The sequence below is a fragment of the Streptomyces sp. a15 genome (assembly GCF_059026085.1).
In genome coordinates this window covers 88,082-100,278 of sequence record NZ_JBWLKM010000032.1, presented here as the reverse complement: position 1 = coordinate 100,278, position 12,197 = coordinate 88,082, and the positions used below count along the sequence as shown (strand labels likewise).

At 69.2% G+C, this 12,197-nt stretch carries 11 protein-coding genes; 7 read left to right on the top strand and 4 right to left on the bottom strand.

Annotated features, from left to right (window positions below; translation table 11 throughout):
• Positions 1 to 133 precede the first annotated feature (133 nt).
• Positions 134 to 1,033, bottom strand: a complete 900-nt coding sequence (locus AC5P09_RS28580; RefSeq protein WP_493876636.1) for a LysR family transcriptional regulator — start codon at positions 1,031 to 1,033, stop codon at positions 134 to 136.
• Between the two features lie 150 nt (positions 1,034 to 1,183).
• Between AC5P09_RS28580 and AC5P09_RS28575 the strand changes: the two genes are divergently transcribed.
• The 7 genes from AC5P09_RS28575 (at position 1,184) to AC5P09_RS28545 (ending at position 8,616) form a co-directional block, all read left to right on the top strand.
• Positions 1,184 to 2,356 (top strand): acyl-CoA dehydrogenase family protein, encoded by a 1,173-nt coding sequence (locus AC5P09_RS28575; protein ID WP_493876635.1) that lies wholly within the window; start codon positions 1,184 to 1,186, stop codon positions 2,354 to 2,356.
• Complete coding sequence (locus AC5P09_RS28570) at positions 2,274 to 2,924, top strand: flavin reductase family protein (protein ID WP_493876634.1); 651 nt, start codon at positions 2,274 to 2,276, stop codon at positions 2,922 to 2,924. Before AC5P09_RS28575 ends, AC5P09_RS28570 begins: the two co-directional genes overlap by 83 nt.
• Positions 2,925 to 3,105: 181 nt before the next feature.
• Positions 3,106 to 3,903, top strand: coding sequence for a VOC family protein (locus AC5P09_RS28565; protein WP_493876633.1), 798 nt, complete (start codon positions 3,106 to 3,108; stop codon positions 3,901 to 3,903).
• A gap of 678 nt (positions 3,904 to 4,581) precedes the next feature.
• Positions 4,582 to 5,466: an FAD binding domain-containing protein gene (locus AC5P09_RS28560; RefSeq protein WP_493876632.1), complete on the top strand. Its 885-nt coding sequence runs from the start codon at positions 4,582 to 4,584 to the stop codon at positions 5,464 to 5,466.
• Positions 5,463 to 5,993, top strand: a complete 531-nt coding sequence (locus tag AC5P09_RS28555; protein ID WP_493876631.1) for a (2Fe-2S)-binding protein — start codon at positions 5,463 to 5,465, stop codon at positions 5,991 to 5,993. The genes AC5P09_RS28560 and AC5P09_RS28555 overlap by 4 nt, the downstream gene beginning before the upstream one ends.
• Complete coding sequence (locus AC5P09_RS28550; RefSeq protein ID WP_493876630.1) at positions 5,990 to 8,401, top strand: xanthine dehydrogenase family protein molybdopterin-binding subunit; 2,412 nt, start codon at positions 5,990 to 5,992, stop codon at positions 8,399 to 8,401. The genes AC5P09_RS28555 and AC5P09_RS28550 overlap by 4 nt, the downstream gene beginning before the upstream one ends.
• A 35-nt stretch (positions 8,402 to 8,436) precedes the next feature.
• A complete protein-coding gene (locus AC5P09_RS28545; RefSeq protein ID WP_493876629.1) occupies positions 8,437 to 8,616 on the top strand; it encodes a hypothetical protein in 180 nt (59 codons plus the stop codon).
• A 159-nt stretch (positions 8,617 to 8,775) separates the two neighbouring features.
• On the opposite strand, the gene AC5P09_RS28540 is transcribed toward AC5P09_RS28545, so the two are convergent.
• From AC5P09_RS28540 to AC5P09_RS28530, 3 genes are all read right to left on the bottom strand, one after another.
• Positions 8,776 to 11,580 (bottom strand): SpoIIE family protein phosphatase, encoded by a 2,805-nt coding sequence (locus AC5P09_RS28540; RefSeq protein ID WP_493876628.1) that lies wholly within the window; start codon positions 11,578 to 11,580, stop codon positions 8,776 to 8,778.
• 275 nt (positions 11,581 to 11,855) lie between these two features.
• Positions 11,856 to 11,984, bottom strand: a complete 129-nt coding sequence (locus tag AC5P09_RS28535; RefSeq protein ID WP_493876627.1) for a 2Fe-2S iron-sulfur cluster-binding protein — start codon at positions 11,982 to 11,984, stop codon at positions 11,856 to 11,858.
• Positions 11,985 to 12,155, bottom strand: a complete 171-nt coding sequence (locus AC5P09_RS28530) for a 2Fe-2S iron-sulfur cluster-binding protein (protein WP_493876626.1) — start codon at positions 12,153 to 12,155, stop codon at positions 11,985 to 11,987. It lies immediately after the preceding gene.
• Between the last annotated feature and the right edge of the window lie 42 nt (positions 12,156 to 12,197).

Sequence of the window (12,197 nt, the reverse complement as noted above, 5' to 3'; positions counted from 1 at the left end):
GTTCCCTCTGCGTCAAACGCGCCCTGGCCCAGTTGAAGGTCGCCGCCGACTGGCAGGCACCGGTGTCGCGCAACGCCAGGCCGGAGCCACGTGGCCGCTCCGGACCTGCTGTCCGCAGCGGCCCGTTGCGCCGTCAGCCGGTTGTCCGGGGTGTGTCCGGACCGGCAAGCGTGTCCTTGGCGTACTGGAGGAAGGCACGCGCCCGGTGGGTGGGAGCGACGTGTGCCGCGTGGGCGATCACGAGCTCGACCTCGTCCAGCGGGTCGCTGATGGGCACGGATGCCAGCGGCAGTCCCTCGACGCTGGTGCCGGTCGGCCAGGACTGGATCAAGGTGGCGAAGCCGAGGCCGCGGGCGACCATACTGCGCAGCGCCTCGATGCTCGAGGTCCGGTACCGGATGTTCGGCCGGGCTCCCGCGAGGGAGAACCAGTGGTCGGCGTTCTTCTGGGCGGGTGGGTCGGCGTAGATGATCAGCGGTTCGTCCGCCAGTTCCGCGAGTGAGACGGCCTTGCGCCCTGCCATCGGATGACCGGCGGACACGATGACGTACGGACGGCTGGAGCGGAGCGACGTACAGGACAGGCCGGCCTGGGCACCGAGCGCGTACAACAGGGCCAGGTCACACGTCCCCTGGAGCAGGGCGTGCCGCATCTCGTCCTGCTGCCCCTCGATCAGTTCGAGGGTGACCGCCGGGTGGACCTGGGTGAATCCGTCCACCAGGGGCGGGACGAGGAAGGGCGTCAGGGCTGCGTAGCAGCCGATCGTCAGCCGGCCCGCCAGCCGGCCCTCCTCCGCCTGGGCACTCGCCCTGAGTTCCTCGGCCTGCGCCAGCATGGCTTGGGCGCGCACGAGGATCCGGTTGCCGGCCTCCGTGAGGAAGACTCCCTTCGCTCGGCGTCGTACCAGCAACTGGGCACCGAGACGGCGCTCCAGGTCGGCGATCGCCGTGGAGATGCTCGCCTGGGAGGCGTGGCACCGCACCGCCGCCGCGCTCATGGAGCCGGTGTCCGCCACCGCGACGAAATATTCCAATTGGCGTAGGGAAAAATCGGCCGCCATTTCTCTCCTGCCGCTGCGGGAACCCCTGATAAGCCTTATAGGAAATTTCTGGTTTTCCTGGCCGTAACTCCGATGTCATCCTAAGCCGCAGTCACGGGTTGAAAAGAGCTAGGAGACCCATTCATGACCACGCTTCTTGACCCCGCCCGTTCCCAGGGCCGAGGAACCGACGACAGTGTGCTCGGCCGCGTCCGCGCACTCCTTCCCGAGATCGCGGCACGTGCTGCCGAGGGCGAGAACGACCGGGCCGTTCCGGCGGAGATCGTCACCGCCCTGCGCGAGGCGGGCGTGTTCCGGATGGCCCTGCCCAGGGTGTGGGGCGGCGAGCAACTCGGGCTGCTGGAGGGTGCCCGGGTGGTGCGGGAGATCGCCCGGGCCGACGGTTCGACGGGCTGGACCGTCCAAGCCGCTTCGATGGCCTGGTTCTTCGTCCGGTCACTGCCCCGGGAGACGCTGCAGGACGAGGTCTTCGCGGGCGGTGCCGACCTGATGCTCCGTGGAGCGGTGGCTCCGAAGGGTCTGGCGACGCCGGTGCGGGGCGGCTATCGGCTCAGTGGTCGCTGGCCGCTCGCGAGCGGCCCGTTCACTCCGGACTGGATGCTCGGAGGTTTCCTGGTCGAAGGGGCGCCTCCGCTGCCGGACGGCCGCCCGGACATGCGGGTCGCGCTGCTGCGACCCAAGCAGGTCACGTTCCTCGACACCTGGGACGCGGTCGGCCTGCGTGCCACGCAGAGCACCGACTTCACGGTGGACGACGTCTTCGTGCCGGAGCATCACACGGGGCCGATGTTCGGCGCCAACAACATCCCCGCTCCTCTTTACGACCTGCCGTACTCCCCGACGGGGGCCTCGCACGACGCCGTCGTCCTCGGTGCCCTGGAGGGTGCGCTCGCCGATCTCGCCGCACTCGCCGCCACCAAGCGGCCCGCGTTCAACCCCAGGGCGCTGCTCGGTGAAGACCCGGTGTTCCAGGAGAAGTTCGCGGAACTGCAGCTGCGAGCGGCCGCCCTGACGGCCCTGTCGGAGCACACCGGACGCATCGTCATGGACCGTGCCCTAGCCGGAGAGACGCCCACCCCGGCCGAGTGGTTCACCTACACCGGCAGCACTCAGCACATCCACCACGACGGCATCCGGATCCTCAACGACATCATGACTCTCTCCGGCAGCGCGGGTCTCTACAACACCAGCCCACTGCAGCGCCGTTGGCGCGATGTCCGCTGCGTTTCCCAGCATGTGGTGGGCAACAACGGGGCGATACGGCAACTGGGCGCGGTCCTGTCGGGGCAGCACTGATATTCGGCGCTGTTTCACTGTCTACGGAGAACGCAATGCAAACCCCTCGACACCAGACGGGTGGTCTCCAATGAGCCCTCTCAATGTGACGCCGACCGATCCCGCTCTTCTGCGTCAGGCTTTCGGCTGCTTTCCGTCCGGCGTGACAGCCGTGTGCGCACTCGACTCCGGCAGCCCCGTGGGCATGGCCGCGAGCACGTTCACCCCGGTCTCCCTGTCACCCGCTCTGATTTCGGTCTGTATGCAGGACACCTCCACGACCTGGCCCAGACTCCGTCAGCGGGGCCGAGTCGGCGTGAGCGTGCTCGCCGAGGGACAGGACGCGATCTGCCGGTCACTGGCCGGCAAGGACGGTGACCGGTTCGCGAGCGTCGACTGGGATGCCGACGAGGACGGCGGTGTCTACATCCACGGCGCCAGTCTCTGGCTGAACTGCTCACTGCATGCCGAGCTTCCCGGAGGCGACCACACGATCGTGCTCCTCGAAATCCACGGTCTGAAGGCCGAACCCGATCGAGAACCCCTGGTGTTCCACAACAGCCGGTTCCGGCGCCTGGCCGTCTCATAGGCACGTGCCGCCGCGCGGACCTGCGATGCCCGCCTGTTCTCGTAGCGCCGGGCGACGCCGAGGCAGTCACTCGAGCACGCAGAGTGACTGCTCCGACGCGCGATTGTCAGTGCCGGGTGTCAGGCTGATGTCACTGGACGGCTGACTGGCTGATGTCGATGGACTCCGAAAGGGAATTGCCGTGATCACCACTGACCTCACCCCCGGCTCCCCCTGTTGGCTCGACCTCGGTGCTTCCGACGTCCCGGCCGCCGCGGCCTTCTACGGCGCGGTGCTCGGCTGGGAGTACGAGTCCATGGGCGAGGGGGAGGACATGGAAGGCGGGATGTTCCGGAAGGACGGCAAGACCGTCGCCGGGCTCGGCAAGCTCACCGAGGAGGGCGCGCGCCCGGCCTGGATGATCTATTACAGCGTCACCGACGCGGACTCCACGACCCAGGCCGTGGAGCGCGCGGGCGGCACAGTGCGGGTGGCGCCGAGGGACCTCGACGACTGGGGTCGGATGGCGCAGTACAGCGATCCGTCGGGGGGCCAGTTCGCCGTCTGGCAGCCGGGGAAGAACGCCGGCTTCGAGGTGGCGGACGAGCCGGGCTCGCTGTCCTGGACCGAGCTGTACACGAGCGACGCCGCGGCCGCGAAGGAGTTCTACGGCGCTGTCTTCGACTGGCAGTTCAGCGACATGGAGCTGCCGGGCGGCGGAGGCACGTACACCCTCATCACCCCCGCCGGTCTTCCCGAGGAGCGCATGCAGGGCGGCCTTATGGAGCTCCCCAAGGAGAACCTCGCCCTGGCCGGCGGGCGGCCGTACTGGCACCCGGTCTTCAACGTCACCGACTGCGACGCCGCGGTCGCCAAGGTCACCGAGAACGGAGGCAGCGTGCAGATGGGACCGGAGGACGCGGAGGGCGTGGGCCGTCTGGCCGTCTGCCTCGGCCCCTCGAACGCGGACTTCGTGGTGCTCACCCCGGCCCCGAGCTGAACCCCGCGGTCGGACCGGGGGGCGCCCTCCGCGCCGACCGGACCGGAGCGGACGCTGACCGGACGGCGGCCGGCAAGTGTGGCTCGGTACTGGGCTGCAGGGCCCCGAGGTGCCTCCGCAGTCACCTGTGCGGAGGTTCCTGCGCCTTGGTCGGTTGCGTCGCGATGGCCGTGAGGCAGCCCGGCACCACGCGGCCGCGTCATGTACCGGCGGGAGGTCCTGGATGCCTGGGTCAGCGAACAGGAACGAGCGTGACGTGACCAGCACCTTGGACTACGACGCCAACTGCATGCCCAGGCCAGCGGCAGGGGGCGAGGGTCATCGATGCCGAGCTGGCTGTTTGAGCAGTCGGCGGGTGTCAACACCGGCGTCACCGTCACGGTGATTCCGAAACGGCCCTGTACGGGCTCGGCGGCGTCGGCCGTCGGCGGGGTTGGCGACTGGCTGGACCAGGCCCGCGAGGTGTTCCAGGACTCTTTGTCGTCATTGCGTCGACTGTGGTGCACTGGGAGGAGAACGGCAGCGACACCGAGCCGGTGCGGAAGTTCGTCGCATACGGCAATCAGTACGCCATCGTCGTGAACCGGTGACTGCACTCGGGGTAACCGTCCGCAGCCGACCTCGGCTCCGGGCCGGGGCACCTGATCCTTCCCCAGGAGCCGCAACCAAGGACGGGCGATGAAGCCGCCTCCATTCACCTACTGTGATCCCGAATCCGTCGATGAGGCCGTGGCGCTCAAGAGCGAGTACGGCATCGACTCCCTCGTCCTCGCGGGCGGCCAGAGCCTTCTCCCCATGCTCAACATGCGGCTTGCCAGGCCGGAGGCACTGATCGACATCAACAAGATCGGTGACCTACAGAGGATCGAGCGCCGGGCCGACACTCTGGAGATCGGCGCCGGGGTGCGCCAGTACGAGCTGGAGGACCACCCGCTGGTCGGTGAGCTGGTCCCGCTGCTGCCGGAGGCCACCGGCTACATCGGCCACATCGAGAACCGCCACCGCGGCACGGTGGGCGGCAGCCTGGCGCACGCCGACTCCGCCGCCGAACTGCCGTGCACGGCGGTGGCGCTCGACGCGACGGTGGTCGTGCGGGGGCCGTCCGACACCCGCACCATCGAGGCCCGGGACTTCTTCCAGGGCCGGATGATCACGGCCCTGGCGCCCGTGGAGGTCCTCGTCGCCGTCCGCTACCCGGTGACGCCGTGGAGGGCGGGCCACGGCTTCGTGGAGGTGGCCCGGCGCGTGGGCGACTTCGCGCTCGCCGGCGCCGCCGCGGTGGTGAACCTCGACGAGGACGGCCGATTCACCTCTGTCTCCGTCGGCGTCTCGGGTATCTCCGACACTCCGGTCCGCGCCTCCGCGGTGGAGGCCGCGCTGATCGGCGAGGCCCCGACCGAGGAGAACATCGCCAGGGCCGCCGAGGAGATCGTGCCCTGGGTGATCTTGGGGGACGACCTGCACGCCACGCGCGCCTACCGCCGGCACCTCGCCTCCGTCGTGGTGCGGCGCGCGATCACCGCGGCCGTGGCGCGCGCCCACGAGAGGAGCGACGCGAAGTGAAGACCTCCACCGCCGCCAAGTACGGCACCGCCCGCCGGACCGTGACCGTGCGCGTCAACGGGCGGGGCGTGACCCGCGAGGTGTCGACGCGCACCACGCTCGCCGACTTCCTGCGCGACGAACTCGACCTGGTCAGCGTGCATCTCGGGTGCGAGCACGGCGAGTGCGGATGCTGCACCGTCCTCTTCGACGGCCACTCCGTGCGCTCCTGCCTGATGCTGGCCGTCCAGGCGGACGGGCACGCCGTCGAGACCGTCGAAAGCCTGTCCGTCAACCCGGCGGAGCTGCACCCCGTCCAGGAGTCCTTCGCCGAGGAGCAGGCGTTGCAATGCGGGTTCTGCACGCCCGCGATGGTGCTGCGCACCAAGGAGATCATCGAGACCGGTCGTGAGCTGACCGATGACGAGGTGCGCCACGAAATCTCCGGGATCCTGTGCCGCTGCACCGGCTACCAGAACATCGTCAACGCGGTCCAGTCAGCCGGCACCAAGCTCCGCGGCCGCACCGCGGGAGGTCGTCACTCATGACCTACACGTACATCGGCAAGGATCGCAAGCGGGTCGAGGACCCTCGGCTGCTGATCGGCCGCGGCGGGTACATCGCCGACCTCAGACTGCCGGGCATGCTGCACGCCGCGATCCTGCGCAGCCCCCTGCCGCACGCGTGGATCAGGTCCATCGACGCCACCGAGGCACTGAAGCTGCCGGGGGTCGTCGCCGTGCTCACCGGTGAGGACTGCAAGGCCAAGATGAACCCCTGTATGAGCTTCGGCCCGGCCACCATCACGCAGTACCCGATGGCCGTGGACAAGGTCCGCTACGTCGGCGAGGCCGTGGCGGCCGTCGTCGCGGAGAGCAGGTACCTCGCCGAGGACGGCGTGGACCTGCTGGAGGTCGACTACGAGGAGCTCCCGCCGGTCACCGATCCCATGGCGGCCATGGAGCCCGGGTCCGAGCTGCTGCACGAGGAGCACGGCAACAACATCGGCTGCGACCGGACCTTCGAGTTCGGCGATGTGAACGCCGCGTTCGCCGGGGCCGACCTCGTCGTCGAGGACACCCTGCGCTGGGGCCGCTGCGCCGGAATGCCGATGGAGACCACGGGCGCGGTCGCCCAGCCCGGCTTCAACGGCGTACTGGAGATCCACTGCAACTCGCTCAACTTCAGCTACTTCTGCTTCCTGATCGCGGCCACACTGAGAATTCCGTCGAACAAGCTGACGATGAAGCCGGTCCCGGCGGGCGGCAGCTTCGGCAGCAAGCTCGCCGCGCACAAGGTGCCCGCCCTCGCCGGCTTCCTGGCCCTGCAGACGGGGCGCCCGGTGTCGTACATCGAGGACCGCAGCGACCACCTCATGACCTCCGACCACCACGGGTGCGACCGCTACTACGAAGCCCGCATGGGCTTCCGCTCCGACGGCACGATCGTCGGTCTCGACATCGACGTCGTCGACGACTACGGCGCCTACATGCAGTTCGGCGTCGGCCACCACGGCAACGCCTTCTCCCAGGTCGTCGGCCCGTACCGGTTCCGGGACGTGAGGTACCGCCTGCGGGCCGTGGTCACCAGCAAGTGCCAGCAGGGCGCCTACCGCGGCTTCGGCTCCGAGGTGCACAACTGGGTGCTGGAACGGCTGGTCGACCAGGGGGCGGCCCGGCTCGGGCTCGCCCCGGAGGAGATCCGCCGCCGCAACTTCATCCAGCCCGACCAGTTCCCGTACAAGATCCCCGGCGGCAACCTCTACGACAGCGGTGACTACCCCGCCGTACTGGACAAGGCACTGTCGATGATCGACCTGAACAGGTGGCGCGCCGAACAGAAACGGCTGCGGGAGGAGGAGGGCCGGTACATCGGCATCGGCCTGGCCACGACCCAGGAGCGCAGCGTCTTCAGCGCCACCGAGTTCTGGTTCCTGGTGGAAAAGCCCGTCTTCCCCCTCACCTCCAGCCCCGAGAGCGCGACGGTGACGATCGACCCGACCGGGCAGTTCCAGCTCCTGCTGCACTGCCAGTCGATGTGGGGCAACAGCCCCGAGACGGTAGGCGCCACGGTGCTCGCCGAGGAGTTCGGGATCCCGCCGGAGAGCGTCAACGTCCGGTACGCCGACTCCGCCCACGCGCTTCCCAGCACTGGCCCGGGCGGCAGCCGCTACACCGCCATGGTGGCCGGTGCGATCCGGGGTGCGTCGCGCAAGCTGCAGAACAAGCTCCTCCACATCGCCGCGCACACGCTCGACATGGCCGCCGACGACCTCGAACTCGTCGACGCGCGCGTGCAGGTCCGGGCCGCTCCGGAGACGGGGCTGACCCTCGCCGAGCTGGCGGGCACCGCCTACTTCTTCGCGCTCGGCCTGCCCGAGGGCATGACCAGCGGACTGGAGGAGTCGTACACCTACGACCACCCGTACACGACGCTTCCGGCACCGGACGGCTCAGACCTCGGCGTCTTCTACCCGATCATGGGCCATGCCTGTCACATCGCGGTCCTGGAAGTCGACCCCGACACCGGAATCGTCTCCTTCCTCGACTACGTGGCCGTGCACGACGCCGGGACGATCGTGAACCCCAGGAGCCTGGGCGGCCACGTCACCGGCGGCGCCACGCAGGGCATCGGAACCACGCTCTACGAGGAACTGGTCTACGACGAGGACGGGCAGTTCAGGTCCTCGACCTTCAGGGACTACCTGATCCCCACCGCGGACGAGGCCCCGGCGTTCCGCATCGGACACGTCCAGACGCCCTCGCCGTTCACCGAGTACGGCATCAAGGGCGGCGGCGAGGGCGGCCGCATGGTGGCCCCGGCGGCTGTGTCGGCGGCCATCGACGACGCCCTGCGGGAGTACGGGATGCGGGTTCGGCAGCTGCCGGTCAAGCCCTCGGCGATCGTGGCGACGGTGCGGGCGGGGCGCGCCGCGCAGGAGTCGGCACTCACCTGACCGAGCTCCACCGTGCCGCCCACCCTGGACATGGCGTGCGCCAGGACAGCGGGTGGCGGGCGGAGGCGGCCGCGACCGCGGCGGCTCCAGGCGGTCTCGGCCCGGGGTCGGTCATCGCCGGAGCACGCTCGCGCACCTCGGGCACCTCGGGCACCTCGCGCACCTCGCGCACCTCGCGCACCTCGCGCGCCGCCCGCTGCGACCGCCGTACGTGATCCATTCGGTCCTGCCACTGGTGATGGCCGGACCGATGAGGCCGCCTCCCGAGACCGCCGACGTCCCCGAGCCGCGCCCGACGTACTGGCTGCGGCGCAGACCGGCCACTTGCCGCAAGGCGCGCCTCCGACTTGCAGGCCCCGCCGCAGGCGGAGGGATCAATGGGCGAGCGGAAGGTCCTGCTCGGTCCAGATGCACTTGCCCTCGTCGAGATGGCGAGTGCCCCAACGCTGTGAGAGAGCGGCCACCAGGTGCAGGCCCCGGCCGCCCTCGTCGGTGAACGCGGCGCGCCGGATGCGCGGGCTGGTGAGGCTGCCGTCATAGACCTCACAGATCAGCGACCGGCTGCGCATCAGGCGCAGGCGTATGGGGCCGCTGGCATGCCGGATCACGTTGCCGACCAACTCGCTCACCAGGAGCTCGGTGGTCATGGCGAGATCGTCCAGACCCCAGACGGCCAGCTGGCTGCGGACGTATTCCCGGGCCTGGCCGGCTGCCCGCGGGTCGTCCGGAAGGCTGCACGAGGCGACGCCGTCGACAGGTGTGCCCCGGGTGTGGGCCACGAGGAGAACCGCGTCGTCGTTGGTCTGCTCACGGTCGGGCAGCAAAGCCGAGACGATGACGTCGCACAGGTCATCGAGACGCATGGTGGCCTCGGGCTGGGTGCCGGTCGGGAAGTACGAGGTCCGGGCGATGGCCGAGAGCAGCGTCTGCCTGAGCTGAGCCAATCCTTGGTCGATGTCCCGGGTGGCGGATTCGATGAGGCCGTCCGTGTAGAACACGAGAAGGCTCTCCTCCGGCAGGTGCAGCTCGTGTGTCTCGAAAGGAGGTTCGGCGGCGCCCAGCGGCGGGTCGCTGGCCAGTTCCGGGAAGTGGACCGTCCCATCGGGATGGACGATGGCAGGCGGGAGATGACCGGCCAAGCAGAGCGAGCAGGTACGGGTGACGGGGTCGAACACAGCATACGAGCAGGTGGCGTACTTGTCGTCGCCGAGGTCGGAGACGAGTTCGCTGAGATGGGTGAGCAGCTCGTCCGGACTCAGTTCGAGGTCGGCAAGGGCGCGGACCGCTGTGCGCAGCTGCCCCATGACGGCGGCTTCGGCGATGCCGTGCCCCATGACGTCGCCGATCACGATGGCGACCCGGTCACCGGACAGCGGAATCAGGTCGTACCAGTCACCACCCACCTCTTCGCCCTTCCCGGCAGGCATGTAGCGAGCGGCGGCGAAGGCGGCCGGCAGGGAGGGCAGTGTCCTGGGGAGCAGGCCGCGCTGGAGTTCCTGGGCGCGGGTGTGCTCCACGTCGTAGAGCCGGGCCCGCTCCAGTGCCTGCGCGATCAGCCCGCTCAGGGCTATCAGCAGGGTGCGTTCCTCCTCGCTGAAGGAGCGCGGCCGGGAGAAGGAGATGACACAGCAACCGATCGAGTGTCCGGAGGCGATGAGCGGAAGGAATGCCCAGGCTTTCTTGGCCGACGCGGACACAAAGCCTTCGAACTGCGGATAGCGCCGGACGTACTCGGCGGGGGATTCGATGAATCCGGGAGTGCGGGTGCGGAACGTTTCGGTGATCGCCATGTGGGACGTGAGCGGGATCCCATCGATCTGGCGCAGGAATTCCTCCGTGTATCCGACGGATCCGACCACGTGCAGCCAGCCGCCCTCAAGCGCGTTGACCACCAGCCCGTCGGCGCCGACGGGCGGCAGGACACGGTCGGCGACGGCCTTGACCACGTCGCTCGATGTGACGGCCTCGGCCAGCGCCGCGGTCAGCTCGCTCATCCGGGCGCTCCGCTCGGCCGCGATCAGTTCGCCGGCCGATCGTTCGGCTCCCCCTGGCCGCTCGTCGGTGACGTCGGCGAAGTGGATTGCCAGCCCGCCGCCCGGCAGGGGGACCAGCCGGACATGGTGGACGCGCTGATCGGCCGGCCGGTGGAGATCGAAACCGATCGGCTTCCTCTCGGCGGACGCGCGCCGGCACTGGGTTTCGAGACCGGGGGCACGTCCTGCGGGAATGTCCCAGAGAGAGCTGCCCAGCAGCGTCCGGCCGGGGCCAAGGAGACGCTCGGCCTCCTTGTTGACGAAGGTGATCAGCCAGTCTTCGGCAACTGTCAGGAATCCGTCGCCCATATCACGGAGGGTGGCGACGACCGGATCGCGCGCGGCTTGTGTGGGAGCCGGGCCCCACAACGTACCGACCATACGGACAGCGGTGCCGTCCGTATCCGAGACGATGTGGCCGCGCGCCCGCACCCACCCGAATGTGCCGTCGCTGTGGTGCACTCGGTATTCGGTGTCGTACGCCGTCCCGCTGTCGAACGCCTTACGGATGTCGGCCGTGAATGTCGGCAGATCCTCGATGCCCGAGAGGTACCAGCTGAGGTCCGCGCTCACGTCCAACGCATGCGGCGACTCGCCGGACATGCCGTTGACCGGTTGGGCGAGCGTTACGAAACCGGCCGCGGCGTCGTATTCCCAATGCCTGATCGCAACCACGCGGGGCACTTCCCCGCCGGGCACATCGCTCGTGGGCGGCTCACTGGGCGCTGAGACGAGGCCCGACGGCGTGTCGGGACGGTGTTCCAGGTGCCCGGCCGCCCATGCCGCCACGGAGCAGAAAGAGGACCGCTGCGCGGGATCCGGCTCGCCGGGACCTGCCGTGAGCACGGAAAGCGCACCTATCCGCCCGCCGGCACCGAGCAGAGGCACCGCCGCTGTGCCGGAAGCCCCGATCCCCATGCTGTCCTCGGCCACCCAGACGAACTCACCGCTGCGCGTGGCGCGTGCCGGGGCCATGTCCTCGTCCTCGTGGAGATTCGCCCATGCCTCGGCGATCTCCGGCGCGAGCCCGCAGGCCGCCACCAGACGCAACCGACCAGAACCGGGATCGCGCCAGTGCACAAAGCCGCCGAGGCCACCCAGGTCAGCGGTCGCCCGCTGAAGTGCCATGTTCAGTGTCTCGGCCATCGACAGCCTGTGGATGGCCGCAAACAGCCGTGGCCGCATCGCCTCCGGCTGCTCGATGCGGTTCCCGGGCCTCACGGTGCCAGCCGCCACCTCGTCTCCTGAAGGTGCGTGTCAAACCCCGGTCGTGCAATGACCCATCATCGGATACCCGCGCGGCACTGCCGTCGTACGCACGGGAAATTCTCCCATCGGCAGTACTGACACTGTATCCCTGAGAGGCCCGGACGTGTCGATGAGCCGATTGCCGTCGCCGGTCAGTCGGTGCCGTGCCGGCGTCACGCGTCGATCACGAGATCCTCCATCGGCTTCGAGCAACAGAGCAGGATCTTGTTCTGGGCGATCTCGCGTGGACGGATGCCTCCGTTGTGCCGCATGTCGACGGAACCGGAGAGCAGGGTCGTCATTCAAGTGCCGCACATGCCCTGCGCGCACGAGGCCGGCCGACTGAGCCCCGCTCGGGACGGGGCGGCGAGGAGCGTGGTGCCGGCGTCGCACTCGATCGTGCGCCCGCTGCGGGTGCACTCGACCTTGAAACCGGCACCCGTATCGGCGGCGGACGAGGGCGTCGCGAACAAGGCTCCCCAAGGCCGTCTCTGGCCCAGTCCGTGAGTGATGCG

Bases quoted from the DNA above. Each gene is read 5' to 3' on its own strand.
- AC5P09_RS28575 (WP_493876635.1), top strand. From the start codon at position 1,184: ATGACCACGCTTCTTGACCCCGCCCGTTCCCAGGGCCGAGGAACCGAC.
- AC5P09_RS28570 (WP_493876634.1), top strand. From the start codon at position 2,274: ATGTCCGCTGCGTTTCCCAGCATGTGGTGGGCAACAACGGGGCGATAC.
- AC5P09_RS28560 (WP_493876632.1), top strand. From the start codon at position 4,582: ATGAAGCCGCCTCCATTCACCTACTGTGATCCCGAATCCGTCGATGAG.
- AC5P09_RS28550 (WP_493876630.1), top strand. From the start codon at position 5,990: ATGACCTACACGTACATCGGCAAGGATCGCAAGCGGGTCGAGGACCCT.
- AC5P09_RS28540 (WP_493876628.1), bottom strand. From the start codon at position 11,580: ATGGCCGAGACACTGAACATGGCACTTCAGCGGGCGACCGCTGACCTG.
- AC5P09_RS28535 (WP_493876627.1), bottom strand. From the start codon at position 11,984: ATGACGACCCTGCTCTCCGGTTCCGTCGACATGCGGCACAACGGAGGC.